We start from the raw sequence: 16448 nt of genomic DNA on the forward strand, positions 1-16448 counted from the left end.
ATGTCTAACCACATTTTTACAGGCTCAGGTGTTGCACTTATCACCCCTATGAAGTCTGACGGAAGCGTAAACTACGATGTTCTCGGCGATCTCGTAGAATTTCATGTTCAAAACGGTACCGATGCAATTATTGTATGCGGTACAACAGGTGAGGCTGCAACTCTTTCGGAAAAAGAGCATTGCGAAACAATTTCTTTCGTTGCAGAAAAGACAAACGGCAGAATTCCTGTTATTGCAGGTACAGGCAGTAACGATACCTCAACAGCCGTTATGCTCTCAAAATCTGCCGCAAGCACAGGCGTTGACGCACTTCTCTGCGTAACTCCTTACTACAATAAAACATCTCAGCAGGGTCTTGTAAGACACTTCAACGTTGTTGCAGATTCGGTTGATATTCCGATTATTCTTTACAATGTTCCTTCAAGAACCGGCTGTAACATCAAGCCAAAGACTTATCAGGAACTTTGCAAGCATCCTAACATCGTTGCCGCAAAAGAGGCAAGCGGCGACATCTCTCAGGTTGCTCTCATTCGTTCACTTTGCGGTGACAATCTTGATATCTACTCAGGTAACGATGACCAGACTGTTCCTTTCATGTCACTCGGTGCTCTCGGTGTTATCTCTGTATTTGCAAACATCTGCCCCAAGGAAATGCATGACATCTGTCAGCTTTGTCTTGACAATGACTTTGCAGAGGCACAGAAGCTTAACTTCCACTATCTTGAGCTTATGCATATACTCTTCAGCGATGTTAACCCGATCCCCGTAAAAACTGCCATGAACCTCTTCGGCTATGAAGCAGGTGAATGCAGACTTCCGCTCGTTCCCATGAGCGTTCAGGGTTACCATGACCTCAAGGATTGCATGGAGAAGTATGACCTTTTAAGCAAGAAGGTTAAATAATCAACCTTTGATTCGTTTCAAATTCAAGAAGTTTAAAGGGGAATAAAAATGGTAAATACAGCAATAGTCGGTTGTAACGGTAAAATGGGCTGCTTTGTGGCACAGGCTGTTCAGAGCCGTGAGGATTGCAATGTTTTGTTCGGTGTTGACGCATTCGGTGAAAGTAATTATAATTTTGATGTTTTCAAGACTTTTGACGAGGCAACCGAAACACCTGATGTAATCATTGATTTTTCAAATCCTGCAGCTCTTGACGGTATGCTTTCGTATGCAGTTGATAACAAAGTACCTTGTGTTATCTGCACAACAGGCTTTTCTAAAGATCAGATTGCAAAAATCGAAGATGCGGCAAAGACAATTCCTGTTTTCTATTCAGGTAATATGTCACTCGGCATCAATCTTCTTATTGAGCTTTCAAAAGAGGCTGCAAAAATTCTCGGAAACCAGTTCGATATTGAAATCGTTGAAAAGCATCATAATCTCAAGCTCGACGCTCCGAGCGGAACAGCTCTTATGATTGCAGACGGAATTTCGGAACAGCTTGACGAAGATCCGCAGTATGTTTATGACAGACACAGCTACCGCAGAAAGCGTTCAAAGAACGAAATCGGTATTCATTCCGTAAGAGGCGGCACAATTGTAGGCGAACACGAAGTTATCTTTGCAGGTCACGATGAGGTTGTAACGATTTCTCATCAGGCTCAGTCAAAAGAAGTTTTCGCTGTCGGTGCTGTTAATGCGGCAGTATTTCTTAAAGATCAGAAAGCAGGTATGTACAACATGGGCAACCTTCTTTCTCAAAAGATGAACTGATAAATAAGATTTTAAAGCACGGTTTTCGAAGCCGTGCTTTTTCTTTTATGTCCAAACTTTGCCGATAAACATAATATGTAGTGTGATATTTTGTTTGTAAGTATCACAAAGATTTAGCAAAGGGTGGAAGTTATGGAAAATAATTTAATTATGTTCGGCTCGGTAACTCTTGCCATGAAGAGCCGTAACCTACTTTTAAAAAATAATATTAAATCAGGACTTGTAAGAACTCCTATACACCTAAACAAAAAATCCTGCGGCTACAGTCTTTATGTCCCGGGAAATTTTGAAAAAGCATTGAAAATCATCAGGAGTAACGGCATTACCGTAAACGGTACGGCTGCCGTTGATAACTTATGATATACTTTGATAACGGAGCAACAACTTTTCCAAAACCGTTTTCGGTAAGAAAAGCAGTTAATGATGCAATGTCGAATTACGGAGCAAATCCGGGAAGAAGCGGACACATAATGTCGGTAAAATCATCGGAAATTATGTTTTCCTGTCGTGAAAATGCCGCAAAGCTTTTTGGCTCTGCCAATCCCGAAAATGTAATATTCACGCTCAACTGCACATCGGCACTTAATACAGTAATTAAAGGGATATTAAAGTCCGGAGATCATGCTGTCATCTCTTCTCTTGAACACAATGCGGTTGTAAGACCGCTTGAGGCACTCAAAAAGAATAAAATTGAATATTCTGTTGCAAAATGTGTTCCTTATGACGAAGAACAAACAATAGAAAATTTCAGGAATGAATTTAAAGCAAATACAAAGCTTGTAATATGTACTCATGCGTCAAATGTTTTCGGAGTGAAACTGCCGATTGAAAGAATAGCTGCTCTGTGCAGAATCAACGGTATATTATTTTGCGTTGACGCCGCGCAAAGTGCAGGTATTGCAGATATAAATCTTTCTGACAGTTCAATTGATTATCTTTGTACAGCAGGACACAAAGGGCTTTACGGACCGATGGGAACAGGTCTGCTAATCATAAACAGCGAAACAACTCCCGACAGTCTTATCCAAGGCGGAACGGGGAGTGATTCTGCAAATCTCAATCAGCCTGAAATTCTTCCCGACAAATATGAAAGCGGCACACCGAATCTTCCGGGAATTGCAGGGCTTAACGCAGGAATAAAATTTGTTTTGAACAGAAAACCTAATAAAATATACAACTCCGAATTAAGTCTTGCACAAATGCTCTACAAAAGGCTTGAAAAAGCGGAAAATGTAATATTATACACCAAAATGCCTGAGAAAAATCACAGCGTTCCCGTAATATCCTTTAATATCAAAGACACAGAAAGTGAAACTGTTGCAAAAATTCTCAATGATAATTACAATATTGCTGTGCGTGCAGGACTCCATTGTGCGCCCCTTGCACACAAGAGCTTCGGAACTCAGGATACGGGAACCGTAAGGGCAGTTGTTTCAGCTTTTACAGACAAAAATGATGTAATATATTTTGCAAACGCTGTTCGTAGTATTTCAAAGAACAACAAACTTAAAAAAACAATTTAAAAAGGTTGCAATCAGTAATAAAAGTATGTTAGAATAATAACAAGAAATAAATAAAGGAAGGGGAAAGCAGATTGGAAATTTTTAACAGCATTTTTTCCATTATCAAGACTATCCAATTCAGAGATGTTGTAGATATTCTTGCAATTGCACTGCTGATTTTCGGACTGTTCAAGCTTGTTCAGGAAACAAGAGCGGTTCAGCTTCTCAAAGGTGTAATTATTCTTATTATAGTGTATTTTCTTTCATCTTTGTTCGGTCTTGTTATGCTTTCATCCTTGTTGCGAACCTTTTTTGAGGCAGCTGTCGTTGTTATCGCCATCATATTCCAGCCTGAAATCAGAAAAGCTCTTGAACAGATGGGACGCAACAACACCTATAAAAAATATATAAGGATATTTACAAAGCACCGCAAAAGCGATGATTGGAAAAAGGCAGTTGAAAAGTCAATTGTTGACGCTGCCGATACAGCCGTTCTTTTTTCACGCTCAAAAACAGGCGCTTTGCTCGTATTTGAACGCGAAACTATGCTGTCTGATATAGCCGCTACAGGCACAATTATCGACGCTGAAACATCGGTAGCTCTGTTTGGCAATATATTTTTTAACAAAGCTCCTTTGCATGACGGTGCAAGCATTATCCGTGACGGAAAACTTTTTGCAGCAGGATGTATTTTACCGCTTACAACAAATCAAAATGTAGATATAAATCTCGGAACAAGACACAGAGCCGGACTCGGCATTAGTGAACAAAGCGACGCCGTTGTCCTCATTGTCAGTGAAGAAACAGGAGTGATTTCTCTTGCCGTCAACGGAATCCTTCTCCGTGAGTTTACAAGAGAAGCGCTTATTAAAAAGCTTGAACAGTTTCTTATCTATGACCGCGGTTATGATGATGAAGAACAGTCAAGAAAATTCTTCCAGAAAAACCCGAAAAGTTCAAACAGAGAGAAGGATGACGAATGAAAAAGAAAAAACTCTCTCTCAACAAACTGTTTCAGAATAACAAATTTCTGATTATACTCTCCCTTGTAATTTCAACAATAACATGGGTTTATATGAGTATGGGAACTACGAATGATACTTCCGTTACAATCAGTAACATTCCTATTCAAATTGAATTGCCGGATCAGCTTGTTAACAACGGTCTGCAGGTGTTCAGCGATACCGAACAAACAGCAACCGTTACCGTAACAGGCAGCAGGGCTGTTCTGGGTTCAATCAGCACAAAGGATATCACCGTAACCGCTGCGACAAACGGTATTGATTCCGCAGGAACTTATCAGATTTCGCTTTCCGCAGTAAAGACTAATCCAAGTGCAAATTTCCAGATAATTTCAACTGTTACGCCGTCAAATGTGAATGTAATTGTTGATTATCTCAGAGAAACAAGTTTTCCGATTCAGGAGAATGTCGTGTATAAGGTTGCTGACGGCTACTATGCGTCAACCTCGCTTGCGTCAAAAAATATAACCGTTTCGGGTCCGCAGACAGAGATTGCAAAAATTGCCAAGGTTTCAGCTTCAGCAGAACTTGACGGAATCCTTGATGACTCAACATCTGCAACAGCCGATATACTTCTTTACGATAAGTCCGGCAATAGAATTTCCACCGATCTTTTGAAGATGGAATTTGGCACGGTAGAGGCGTCAATTTCTGTTCTTCCCGAAAAGACAGTAAAGGTTGTTCCCGAGTTTATGAACAAGCCTGAAGGACTCAACCTCGGCGACGATATGTTGTCAGTCGAGCCATCTGAAATTCTTCTCGCAGGTCCTAAAAAAGTTCTTGACAATACTAAAAGCATAAAGCTTGAATCCATTGACTTTGCAACTCTCTCAAATAAGCGGTATGAATACAATGATCAGGGCATCAATATTCCGACGGATTGCAAAAATATCAGTAATTCAACCGCCGCTAAGGTTGTATTGGATCTAAGCAGCTTATCGAAGAAAACATACACGGTTGATTCATTTAAGGTCAGCGGTTTATCTTCAGAATATAAAGCCGATGTAACCCAAACCAATATGAGTGTTACGGTAATCGGCAGTAAGAAAGAACTTGAAAATCTTAAGAGCTCCGATATTGAATGTATAATAGATACCTCGGATCAGAGCGGAACGGTTGGTTCTGTTCAGATGCCGGTAACTTTCAAGTTGAAAGGAACATCAACCTGTTGGGTAAGCGGAAGCTATAAAGCAAACATTACAATCAGCGAAAAATAACGCAAAGAAACGCAGACATTTTAAAAATGCCTGCGTTTTAACTTTTTCCGTATTTTTCGTGATGAGGGAGTATAATTACATTCTGATGCGGTTTGTACTGCCTCGCCTTACAAATGCTTTATTCATATCGTCGGTGTTGTGGTATCTGACGCTTTGAACAAGCCCAAGACTTATAAGCGTGCTTAACGCAGAAGTTCCGCCTGAGCTGAAAAGCGGAAGCGTTATTCCTACGACAGGCAGAAAACCCAAAACCATACCGATATTTACAACCGTTTGAGAGGTTATCATTGCAAACACACCGCAGCAGATATATTTTCCTTCAAATTCAGTCGATAGCTTTGCATTTAAAATTACCTTAAAAACTATAAAAAACAGCAAGAGCAAAAGTGCTATACAGCCGACAAAGCCAAGTTCTTCACCGGCAACGGTAAAAATAAAATCATTTTCCTGTTCCGGCACTATTGAATGTTCAACTCTTTGCCCATTAAAAAGACCGCTTCCGAAAGCTTCTCCGCTCGCAATTGAAACCTTGCCTTGATACTGTTGCCAGCCGTAATTTGTAAGTGCATTTCCGTCAAGGTCAAACAGCGCAAGAACTCTGTTGCGATGCTCTTCATTCATAAACACATTCCATATAATCGGAATTGCGCACACGAGTAATCCGCCTAAAATTGCAAAATATCTTAATTGAACGCCTGCGGTAAATGCCATTATTAAAAACATAAGGGCAAATATAAGAACCGTACCGTCATCACCCTGAATATGAATAATAGCCATAGGTATCATTGCGTGTACTGCGAGTGAAAGTACCCCTGAAAACTTTTCCGTCATATTCTTTTCTTTAAGCCATGACAAATGCTTAGAAAATGTGATTATAAAACAGATTTTGATAAACTCGGACGGCTGTATTGAAAAACCTCCCGGGAGATTTATCCACGCCGTGTCATCAGTGCCGCTCACACGGACACCGAACACAAACACAAGTCCGGCAAGAACAATTCCCACTATTGCGGCAATGTACCATTTTCGTATGAGAAATCTATAATCGGCAATTGAGATAAACACCGCTGCAACAAGTCCGACAGATACGGCAGCAATCTGTGTTCTTAGGTAACTGTAATTACCCGACCTCTGCATACTGGCAATCAAAAGAAAGCTGTATGCAATTGCCGTAAGCGTCAAAAGCCACAGCACAGTGTCACATTGTCGAAAGTACTCATATATATTTGCTAAAACTCTTTTCACCTTAAACAACCTTTTTGAATTACTTTTTCCTTATAATTATATTAAATAATGCCTTCAATATCAAGTATAATTTCAATACAGAATAATACAAGTTTCGCATTTTGTTATAATAAGGGAGATATGAATTTGATACGGAGGAATATTATGTTATCTGATATCGAAATTGCTCAGAGTGCAGAATTAAAGCCTATTGCAGAAATTGCAAATCAGCTTGAGATTTCTGCCGATGAGCTTGATTTTTACGGAAAGTACAAGGCAAAGCTTTCTGATGAGCTTGCTGACCGTGTAAAGGATAATTCGGACGGTAAACTTATCCTTGTGACTGCTATCAATCCAACTCCTGCAGGAGAGGGAAAAACGACAACATCGGTGGGTCTTGGTCAGGCTATGGCTAAAATCGGTAAAAAGGCAATCATAGCACTTCGTGAGCCGTCGCTCGGTCCTGTATTCGGAATTAAGGGCGGTGCCGCAGGCGGCGGTTATGCACAGGTTCTTCCGATGGAGGACATCAACCTTCATTTCACAGGTGATATGCACGCAATTACAGCGGCCAACAACCTCTGCTGCGCAATGCTTGACAACCATATTCAGCAGGGCAACACACTCGGCATTGATCCGAGAAGAATTCTCTTCAAGCGTTGTCTTGATATGAATGACCGTGCATTAAGAAATATCACAATCGGTCTTGGCGGTAAGGTGAACGGTGTTCCGAGGGAAGATCATTTCATTATCACGGTTGCATCGGAAGTTATGGCAATTCTCTGTCTTGCAAATGATATTTCCGATCTCAAAGAAAGACTCGGCAACATTCTTGTTGCATACACATACAGCGGCGAACCAGTTTACGCTAAGGATTTGAAGGCTGCGGGTGCAATGACTGCACTTCTCAAGGATGCAATCAAACCTAACCTTGTTCAGACGCTCGAGGGTACTCCTGCAATTATGCACGGCGGACCTTTTGCAAATATCGCTCACGGCTGTAACAGCATAAGAGCAACAAAGCTTGCATTAAAGCTTGCCGATTACTGTATTACAGAAGCAGGTTTCGGCTCGGATCTCGGTGCAGAGAAGTTTCTTGACATCAAGTGCAGATATGCCGGAATTGCTCCGTCGGCAATTGTAATTGTGGCTACCTGCCGTGCATTAAAATACAACGGCGGCGTTCCAAAGTCAGAAACCTCAAACGAAAACATTGAGGCACTCAAAAAGGGCATTGTAAACCTCGGAGTTCACATTGACAATATGAGAAAGTACAATGTTCCCGTTGTCGTAGCAATCAACCGATTTGGCACAGATACAGAAGAAGAGCTAAAGTACATTGAAGAATACTGTATTTCAAAGGGTGCGGATTTTGCCCTTTCAGATGTATTCTGCAATGGCGGAGAAGGCGGCATAGAGCTTGCCAATAAGGTAGTAGAGGCTTGCGAAAAGCCGTCTGCATTTGAGCCTCTCTATTCACTCGATCTAACGCTCAAGGAAAAGGTTGAGAAGATTGCAAAGGAAATCTACGGTGCGTCAAAGGTAATCTACACAACGGCCGCAGAAAAAGCAATCAAGGAAGTTGCGGCACTCGGCGGCAACAAGCTTCCTGTATGTGTGGCTAAAACACAGTATTCGCTTTCAGACGATCCTGCAAAGCTTGGTGCTCCAAAGGATTTTGAAATCACAGTAAGAGATGTAACAATTTCAAACGGTGCAGGTTTTGCAGTAATCTATACAGGCAACATTATGACAATGCCGGGACTTCCGAAGGTTCCCACCGCAGAAAAAATTGATGTTGACGAAAACGGTAAAATCAGCGGACTTTTCTGATATGATAAAATTGATTTCTCACAGCGCCGATGAAACTGAGCAAATCGGCGAAAAAATTGCAAAACAGCTCCACGGCACAGAGGTAATAGCTCTTTTCGGCGGACTCGGTATGGGCAAAACCGCCTTTACAAGAGGTCTGGCAAGAGCCCTCGGTGTTGATGACGGAGTATCAAGCCCTACTTTCGCCCTTGTAAACGAATACAGCGGAAAGTACAATATCTATCATTTTGATATGTACAGAGTTAATTCGTGGGACGACTTGTACTCAACGGGATTTTTTGACTACATTGACAACGGTATTCTCGTAATTGAGTGGAGTGAAAATATAGAAGGCGCACTTCCCGAAAATGCAATCAGAATAACGATTGAAAAAGGGGAGAGCGATGACGAAAGAATCTTTGAAATTGAAGGTGTTGAAATTTGAAAATTCTGTCTGTTGACACATCTGCAACAGCCGCATCTGTTGCACTTTCAGAAGAGGGCAAGCTGATCGGTGAAACTTTCATAAACACAAGTCTTACCCACAGTCAGACGCTTATCCCTATGGTTGAACAGCTTTTGAGCAATACAAAAACGCAAATAGCCGACATTGATGCAATTGCAGTCAACGCAGGTCCGGGTTCATTCACAGGTGTAAGAATCGGTGTTGCGGCAGTAAAAGGTCTTGCTTTTGCAAATAATATACCGTGTGTTTCGGTTTCAACACTTGAGAGTATGGCTTATAATTTTCTTTCAACCGACTGTATTGTATGTGCCGTAATGGACGCGCGCTGTTCACAGGTATACAATGCACTGTTTGAAATTAAAAGCGGAGTTGTTACCCGACTTTGTGATGACAGAGCATTATCACTTGATGATTTAAAAAGCGAACTGCTGTCTGTTGACGGAAGAATCATCATTGCAGGTGACGGTACCGACATTACCTTTAAACATATCGGGGATGAAATACAAAATGCAGAGCCTGCTCCCGTAAACCTTAAATATCAGAGAGCATCTTCAACTGCACTTGTTGCATTTGAAATGATAAATAACGGACAAACCGTTTCGGCGCAAGAACTTATGCCGGTATATCTCCGCTTGCCTCAGGCACAGCGTGAGCTTAATAAAAAACTTGGAGGTAGAACAAAATGATAGCACTCGGATGCGACCACGGCGGATATAACCTTATCTGCGCAATCAAAAAATATCTGGATGAAAAAGGACTTGAATACAAAGAGTACGGCACTTTTAGCGAAGAAAGCGTTGACTATCCTGTTTATGCCTACAAGGTAGCAACTGCAATCACTTCCGGCGAATGCTCAATAGGCATTCTCTGTTGCGGTACAGGCATCGGTATCTCGATTGCCGCAAACAAGGTAAAGGGAATCAGAGCCGCAGTTGTTTCAAACGAATTTTGCGCTGAAATGACTCGCAGACACAATAACGCAAATATCCTTTGTATGGGCGGCAGAGTTACAAGCGAGGAAGATGCTGTTAAATTTGCCGATATCTTCCTTAACACACCTTATGAAGGCGGCAGACACGAAAACCGTGTGTCAATGATTACAGACATCGAAAACGGTAATTTCAAAGCATAAATAAATCAATAATAGGTATAAACGCTCTTTTAAGTGAGGGCGTTTTTCTTTTTGAAATTTAGATTTCTCATTTGTAATATTTTGTAATTGTTATTTCTGCCAAGGAACTAATTTGCGAAATTGTATTCAGAGCCAAAGCTTTACGCAAATTATTCGTTCTTATTGAGAATTAAGTGTTGTTAATTTTGCATAACTATCCTTACAGTATTACCGCTCATTAGGTACATTGTAACTATTATATTTCAATTTGTAACCAAATTTCCAAAAAAATTTCATTTTTTTAAATTTATTTACAAAAACCCCTTGTTTTTTTTCCTTTTTAGTATTATAATAACATCACAATGTTTTTAAAGAATTTTAAAAAAGAATTAAAACGATTTGGGAGAGAGTAAAAATGAGATTAAGAAAACAGGAACTTGGAGACAGAAACCTCGTAGGAAGCAGGGTTGAGGCTGTAAGAAAGCAGAAAGGTATGAAGCAAAAGGAGCTTCTTGCCCAATTACAGGTCAACGGCGTTGATATGAATGCGTCAGGACTTTCAAAGCTTGAAGGTCAGATTCGTTTCGTGACAGATGTTGAGCTTGTTGCACTTGCCGATATCCTTGAAGTGTCTGTTGACTACCTTCTCGGAAGAGAAAACTGATTGTTTTCAACCGAATCTTTAAATTGCACCGTAGAATTTTTCTGCGGTGCTTTTATTAGCAGACAAAACCGTTGATATAAAAAGAATAACCGCAGCAGTAATAGGGGAGATGAATGTGATTGACCTTAACAACATTGAAAAATACAGAGAAAACAATCGAATAGAGGCAAAAAAGGCAACAGGCGGATTACCTAAAAGCTTGTGGGAAACATATTCATCCTTTGCAAATACGCTCGGAGGAATTATACTTTTAGGTGTAGAAGAATACAGGGACAAATCACTTCATCCCGTAAATCTTCCCGATCCTGATGAACTTATTGAGGAATTTTGGGAGATAGCAAACGATATTCAAAAAGTAAGCACAAACATTCTTTCATATGATGATGTTTATGTGCAAAAAATTGAAAATAAGCATATTATCGTTATTACAGTGCCAAAAGCAAAAAGATTTGACCGTCCCGTGTATCTTGACGGCAGTATTCATAATTCATACAGAAGAAACGGCGAGGGTGACTACCGTTGTACACCCGATCAAATTAACGCTATGGTGCGTGATTCCGAGATTAAAACACAGGATATGAGTATTATCCAAAGTTTGACTGTTTCCGTATTTAATACCGATTCACTCCATAGCTACCGAATAAAAATGTCAACTGTTAAGCCAAACAATCGGCTTCAAAATTTGTCGGATAAAGATTTCTTGCAGGCAATAGGAGCAATCGGAGTAGGGGACGACCTTCTATTTCACCCCACAGCCGCAGGACTTCTTATGTTCGGCAAGTCAGAATTTATCAAAAAAGAATACCCGTCCTATTGTCTTGAATATAAGGAAACAACACAAGATGACAAACACACAATTATTTCATCAGATTTAAATTCTGACTGTGAAAATCTTTATGATTTCTTTACAAAGGTCTTTGAAAAAATATCATCCGATATAAAACAGACAGTAAATATAAAATCAGACATTACACTGATTACAACTGCCTTACAGGAAGCTCTTGCAAACTGCCTTATAAATGCCGACTATTATGGGTCAAACGGTGTTGCTGTTATAAAAGACGATGAAAGCATTACAATGTCCAATCCCGGCGGATTTAGAGTTGAACTCGACGCTGCAAGAGCAGGCGGTATATCCGACCCCAGAAACACGGCAATTATGCGTATGTTTAATCTGATAGGAATCGGCAGTAACGACGGCTTCGGTATTTCTAATATCTTCTCCGTTTGGAAAAGCCACGGATTTGTTCTGCCGGTCATTGAAGAAAGTTTCAAACCCGAAAGCATCACCTTAAAGCTTTCGTTTGTTCCCGAAAGTAAATCAACTAATACTCAAATTTTACAAAATCGTCCCGATATTGAAACAGACAGACAGGATGCCGTAATTTCATACATTACTGACAACATTACGGTAACTTCAAAAGAAATTTCCGAACTTCTCGGAATAAGTCATAAAAAGTCGAAGCAACTTCTTCACAAACTTATGGCAAAGGATTTTGTTATAATCAAAAACGGAAAATACACCCTAAAAGCATAGACGGAACTTAATCAAATTTCGGAACGACAATCCGCATAAGCGTTGCTTATAATTGCTAGGTTGCTTATTTTTGCAAAAGGAAAACATTCTGCTATAAATAAATACCAAAACTAAATTTGCCTATATCTGCCTTTCTTGTGCTGCAACAGGCTGTTCAAGACTCTGCTGATACAAAGTCTTGCAAGACGATTCCGCAGGTGCAGTTGTGCCGATTGATAAATTGAGTATGGTTGTTTCAATAATCTTTTTATACATAATTTTCAAGGAAAAACTGTCCGCAAAATCAGGTATAAGTTTTCATATAATATTCGCAGTCACTTATTTATGCTTTTACGGATTAAATTTAAAATTTACAAATTTGTGTAATTTTGCTTGACAATCACACAAAAAACAAGTACAATAAACGAGGTAAATCACCAATATTCGGAGACGTATCGAAGTGGTCATAACGGACATGACTCGAAATCATGATGCCCCTTGAGGGACGAGGGTTCGAATCCCTCCGTCTCCGCCATAAAAAACACCGTAGTTCTGTTAGAATTACGGTGTTTTTTTGCTCAATATCAATAGTCGGGGGGAAAATCCGAAAAATTCGAGTATATGATATTTATAAGTGGCTAATTATTTTCACGCCCTGTATTTATTGATAAGTATAATCTAAAAATCCTGTTATGATTGCAGTACCATTTCTTTTTGATATTCATTGCATTCTAACTTGGTAATATTCTGATTTGTAATAAATCCTAAACACGGTGGAAAGTTCTCTGAAGCCTTAACGGCAGAAGAATGGCGGAAATTCACGCACGCTATGTCAACAGGACTTGATTCGGGATTAAGAATAAATGATGACTCAATTCTTGTTGAGTGTGAAGAAAACTCAAAGTATCAATACAAATTAGTCATCTACGACAATACTTTTGACGATAATCCTTTAGAAAAGGTTTATGCAATCGGAAATATAGATTATAATAAAACCGTTGGCAACAAAATCGCAAATTTTATAATTAAATTAGAGGAAAACAATTATGATAGCAAGAAAGTATTTAGACAATTACTCAGAGATTATACTAAACAGTTTGAACATATACTCGGACAATACAACATTAAGAGTAAGCGATTCAATGACATAGGACGAAACTCTGTTAAAAATGGAAGAGTTAATGAAGGACAATCCAACGGAGCAGGAGTTTATCAAGAGGTTGGACAAGAACTTTCCGCAGGAGTAAAAGAAAAATTCTCGCTTGATGAAGATTATGATTTTACAGATGAAAAAGCCGGTGTAATACACGATACGCTGAAATTTTCAATTGACGAAAACAAAAGCGAATGGCTTGTGAACGATGACGGCAAAAATAACATTAACGATTTAATCAAAGAAGCTGTTGTTTTAGAAACAACAGGAAAAATAGGATTTTATTATTTAGACAAAAAAAGAACCCAGAATATTTTTAAGAAGTCAGGGTACCAATTACCCAGCCAACTTAAAAATTCGGGTTCCAATATCATTATACGCACTATTGATGATAGTGTCAATAAAAAATCAATAATATTACTCAAAGCAAACAATTTATCTGATGGTTCGGTGATTGGCAAAATAGCCCTGCAAAAGCAAGTAAAGTGGTAGACAGCAACAGCTAATCTGAATAAATGTTGTAGTTGGCATCTCAAAAGATTATCGAACACCGTCTGAGTTGCTTCTATAAAACAGAATTTCCTGTCTGCGTGAATAACACATTTATCACAAGCTTTTTCTTTGTAACAACAAGTTATTTTATGCATAAAATATCATTGAATAAAATAACGGTTGGTGAAAAAAGGTGGCATTGAGTACAAGAGAATTGCTTGCAAGGCTTTTAAAATGTGAGGCAGGTGGGGAAGGTGAAAACGGAATGCGTGCCGTTGCGTCGGTAATTGTAAACCGAACCCGTGTTCCAAACGGGGAATTTGCAAGAGTCAGCAAGGGCGGAGATTTCCGTGCCATAATGGAACAACCAAATCAATTTACCTGTCTTAAAACAACTGTCGGTGGACAATATAATCCTCAGAATGTTTACAATATACGCCCTGACGAAATTCACTATAACATTGCCGATTGGGCATTGGCGGGCAATACCGATTCATCTGTCGGAAATTCAATTTTCTATTTTAATCCATTTTCAGATACCTGCCCAACATTTTTTCCGTCAAACAACGGAGTAATTTACAACAGGGTAGGGGATCATTGCTTTTATTCGCCTACCGAGGCTTATTCCAAAACATAAAGGAGCATAGCTTAATGGATAATTCTTCAAATATTGCAGTTAATACAACTCCTACGGCAAATCAGATTAATCCCGAACATCATTACGGACTTGACAAAAACAAAGCCTGCCTCAACAATTCATGTCCGTCAAACACAGCGGATATCGGATGTTATATTCCTGCGATTGACGAAATTATGCGACACAATCAGGGCGCACCGTCTGTTGCACACCCCAATATGACAGAAAAAGTTCAAAAATCAAATGACAATCCCTCGCTTGAACAGGCAGAAATAGCATATGAAGAGGGCGGAAGTACATCAGAAGAACAACCTGAAAATATAAATAAATACAACGGAAGTCTTCAAAATATACCGTTCATTAAGGACTTAAAAAAAATAGATGCATCTATACCTGTTTTGCCTGCAACCCCTGCTACAACGGCGAGCCCCGGTGCCACCGTTGCAACGCCGATAAGGCAGAATATCGGAATGTCGATGAGTGATTATCAATATCCGTTTCCTGTAACAGCCGAAAATCTGAGATATCACAACGGTTTTATGCGAACACAAATCGGAAGAAGAATCACCGTTGATTTTCTCATGGGAGCAAACACAATTGTTCAGAAAACAGGCTATCTTTTAGGTGTTGCTCAGGATTATATCCTTATAAATGAGATTGACACCAACGACATCACAACCTGTGATTACTACAATATAAAATTTATAAGGTATTATTACTAAACCACAGCGGCAAAATCTAAAGTTTATAGTTTTTGCCGCTGTTTTATTGTCATTATTTGCTATGTGTACATCATTTCATTATTTTAACATATAATTTTCTGTAGTGTAAAAAATTAAAAAATTGTAAGAAATATTGAATTATTGCTGTAATTTGTGATATAATGTGAGCGTTGATGTTATCACTTCTCAATAAACAAACAACAGGTAGCTATAAGACCTGTTACATATTATTTTATCTTGGAGGAATCACCATGAAATTCTGTAAATATTGCGGAGCACAGCTTGAAGACAATGCTGTTTGCAACTGCGAAAAATCAAGAGCCGCTCAAGCACAGGCTCAGCAGGCAAATGCACAGCCGCCACAGCCTCAGTATCAGCAGCCTGTTCAGCCACAACAGCCACAGTATCAGAACCCTGTTCAGCAACAGTATGCACAGCCGCAAAGCCCACAGACACAGCAGTCGCCTTATGCCGTAAATAACACAGCACCCATTGGTGAAAATGCTTTTGTTAAGGCTTTAAAGAACATTCCTGTTGTGTTCACTTCATTCTTTAAGGATTCCAAAACTGTTATCAAAACAGCAAAGGCTGAAAAAGACATCATTCTCGGCGCTCTTTTCTCGGCAATTTTCTTTATTGCACTCATTCTTGGCAATATGTTTCTTATGCTTTCTATGAGCGCACTTGATTTTCCGAAAACGCTTCTTGTAAGTCTTGTTACTACTGTCCTTATCGGCGGCTTCTATTCTGTTATTCTCTTTGCATATGTAAAGAAATACAAAACCGAAGAAAACACAGCCAAAGCATTTATTGATTCATTCATCACATTTTCAATTGAATCTATTCCGGCATCAATCGGTTGGATTTTGGCAGGTCTTTGCGCATTAATCAGCGTATATATGTTCCTGTTCTTCTTCATAATCGTTATGCTTTACCTTGTTATTTCACTTGTAAATCAGGTAAAAGCTAATGTTCCCGAAGAAAAGAACTCTGCATTATTCACTTTAATTCTCACACTCATCGTTGCCGTTGCATTTATGATTGTATTCTTCATCGGCGCAAAACTTACTATGTGGTCATTTAACACAAGTACATTTGCAACAAGTGTTCTTACATCGCTTATCGGCGGCGGTTCATACTCTTCATTGTATTAATCTGACATACAAATTCATAACATAAAATTAACGCTCCGAA

At 39.4% G+C, this 16448-nt stretch carries 18 protein-coding genes and 1 tRNA gene; 17 read left to right on the plus strand and 2 right to left on the minus strand.

The genetic code is table 11. The features are described from left to right. From dapA to RBATCC27255_RS01850, 6 genes are all read left to right on the plus strand, one after another. Nucleotides 1–903 (plus strand): 4-hydroxy-tetrahydrodipicolinate synthase, encoded by a 903-nt coding sequence (gene dapA, locus RBATCC27255_RS01825; RefSeq protein WP_015523863.1) that lies wholly within the window; start codon nucleotides 1–3, stop codon nucleotides 901–903. A 48-nt stretch (nucleotides 904–951) separates the two neighbouring features. Further along, nucleotides 952–1716, plus strand: coding sequence for a 4-hydroxy-tetrahydrodipicolinate reductase (dapB, locus tag RBATCC27255_RS01830; RefSeq protein WP_101028474.1), 765 nt, complete (start codon nucleotides 952–954; stop codon nucleotides 1714–1716). 132 nt (nucleotides 1717–1848) lie between these two features. Continuing rightward, nucleotides 1849–2076, plus strand: a complete 228-nt coding sequence (locus RBATCC27255_RS01835; RefSeq protein WP_101028475.1) for a putative Se/S carrier protein — start codon at nucleotides 1849–1851, stop codon at nucleotides 2074–2076. Further along, complete coding sequence (locus RBATCC27255_RS01840; protein WP_101028476.1) at nucleotides 2073–3239, plus strand: aminotransferase class V-fold PLP-dependent enzyme; 1167 nt, start codon at nucleotides 2073–2075, stop codon at nucleotides 3237–3239. Before RBATCC27255_RS01835 ends, RBATCC27255_RS01840 begins: the two co-directional genes overlap by 4 nt. A gap of 71 nt (nucleotides 3240–3310) precedes the next feature. Continuing rightward, nucleotides 3311–4201, plus strand: coding sequence for a diadenylate cyclase CdaA (gene cdaA, locus RBATCC27255_RS01845; protein ID WP_169923202.1), 891 nt, complete (start codon nucleotides 3311–3313; stop codon nucleotides 4199–4201). After that, nucleotides 4198–5457 carry a CdaR family protein gene (locus tag RBATCC27255_RS01850; protein WP_101028478.1) on the plus strand — a complete coding sequence of 420 codons (1260 nt, stop codon included), beginning with the start codon at nucleotides 4198–4200 and terminating at the stop codon, nucleotides 5455–5457. The genes cdaA and RBATCC27255_RS01850 overlap by 4 nt, the downstream gene beginning before the upstream one ends. A 75-nt stretch (nucleotides 5458–5532) precedes the next feature. Here the strand turns inward: RBATCC27255_RS01850 and RBATCC27255_RS01855 are convergent, their stop codons facing one another. Continuing rightward, a complete protein-coding gene (locus tag RBATCC27255_RS01855) occupies nucleotides 5533–6702 on the minus strand; it encodes an FtsW/RodA/SpoVE family cell cycle protein (RefSeq protein WP_101028479.1) in 1170 nt (389 codons plus the stop codon). 144 nt (nucleotides 6703–6846) lie between these two features. On the opposite strand from RBATCC27255_RS01855, the gene RBATCC27255_RS01860 reads away from it, so the two are divergent. The 6 genes from RBATCC27255_RS01860 (at nucleotide 6847) to RBATCC27255_RS01885 (ending at nucleotide 12271) form a co-directional block, all read left to right on the plus strand. Beyond that, nucleotides 6847–8514 (plus strand): formate--tetrahydrofolate ligase, encoded by a 1668-nt coding sequence (locus RBATCC27255_RS01860; RefSeq protein ID WP_101028480.1) that lies wholly within the window; start codon nucleotides 6847–6849, stop codon nucleotides 8512–8514. A gap of 1 nt (nucleotide 8515) precedes the next feature. After that, entirely contained in the window at nucleotides 8516–8938 is a 423-nt protein-coding gene (gene tsaE, locus RBATCC27255_RS01865) for a tRNA (adenosine(37)-N6)-threonylcarbamoyltransferase complex ATPase subunit type 1 TsaE (RefSeq protein ID WP_187128348.1), read from the plus strand. Further along, nucleotides 8935–9645, plus strand: coding sequence for a tRNA (adenosine(37)-N6)-threonylcarbamoyltransferase complex dimerization subunit type 1 TsaB (tsaB, locus tag RBATCC27255_RS01870; protein ID WP_101028481.1), 711 nt, complete (start codon nucleotides 8935–8937; stop codon nucleotides 9643–9645). Before tsaE ends, tsaB begins: the two co-directional genes overlap by 4 nt. Then, on the plus strand, nucleotides 9642–10091 hold the full coding sequence (gene rpiB, locus RBATCC27255_RS01875; RefSeq protein ID WP_101028482.1) for a ribose 5-phosphate isomerase B: 450 nt from the start codon (nucleotides 9642–9644) through the stop codon (nucleotides 10089–10091). The genes tsaB and rpiB overlap by 4 nt, the downstream gene beginning before the upstream one ends. A 394-nt stretch (nucleotides 10092–10485) precedes the next feature. Then, entirely contained in the window at nucleotides 10486–10734 is a 249-nt protein-coding gene (locus tag RBATCC27255_RS01880; RefSeq protein ID WP_015523855.1) for a helix-turn-helix domain-containing protein, read from the plus strand. 46 nt (nucleotides 10735–10780) lie between these two features. Further along, entirely contained in the window at nucleotides 10781–12271 is a 1491-nt protein-coding gene (locus RBATCC27255_RS01885; RefSeq protein WP_147639945.1) for an RNA-binding domain-containing protein, read from the plus strand. 120 nt (nucleotides 12272–12391) lie between these two features. Here the strand turns inward: RBATCC27255_RS01885 and RBATCC27255_RS10620 are convergent, their stop codons facing one another. Continuing rightward, complete coding sequence (locus RBATCC27255_RS10620) at nucleotides 12392–12526, minus strand: hypothetical protein (protein ID WP_278292147.1); 135 nt, start codon at nucleotides 12524–12526, stop codon at nucleotides 12392–12394. Between the two features lie 170 nt (nucleotides 12527–12696). Here RBATCC27255_RS10620 and RBATCC27255_RS01890 point away from each other — a divergent pair. The 5 genes from RBATCC27255_RS01890 to RBATCC27255_RS01910 all read left to right on the plus strand — a co-directional run bounded on the left by RBATCC27255_RS01890 (nucleotide 12697) and on the right by RBATCC27255_RS01910 (nucleotide 16408). Beyond that, nucleotides 12697–12785, plus strand: a tRNA-Ser gene (locus RBATCC27255_RS01890). Between the two features lie 294 nt (nucleotides 12786–13079). Further along, nucleotides 13080–13895, plus strand: a complete 816-nt coding sequence (locus RBATCC27255_RS01895; protein WP_101028484.1) for a hypothetical protein — start codon at nucleotides 13080–13082, stop codon at nucleotides 13893–13895. A gap of 193 nt (nucleotides 13896–14088) precedes the next feature. Beyond that, nucleotides 14089–14532: a cell wall hydrolase gene (locus tag RBATCC27255_RS01900; protein ID WP_046432708.1), complete on the plus strand. Its 444-nt coding sequence runs from the start codon at nucleotides 14089–14091 to the stop codon at nucleotides 14530–14532. Nucleotides 14533–14546: 14 nt separating this feature from the next. Continuing rightward, nucleotides 14547–15254: a hypothetical protein gene (locus RBATCC27255_RS01905; RefSeq protein WP_101028485.1), complete on the plus strand. Its 708-nt coding sequence runs from the start codon at nucleotides 14547–14549 to the stop codon at nucleotides 15252–15254. Between the two features lie 251 nt (nucleotides 15255–15505). Then, complete coding sequence (locus RBATCC27255_RS01910; protein WP_101028486.1) at nucleotides 15506–16408, plus strand: hypothetical protein; 903 nt, start codon at nucleotides 15506–15508, stop codon at nucleotides 16406–16408. The last annotated feature ends 40 nt before the right edge of the window (nucleotides 16409–16448 follow it).

This window comes from Ruminococcus bromii (assembly GCF_002834225.1).
Lineage (GTDB): Bacteria > Bacillota > Clostridia > Oscillospirales > Acutalibacteraceae > Ruminococcoides > Ruminococcoides bromii.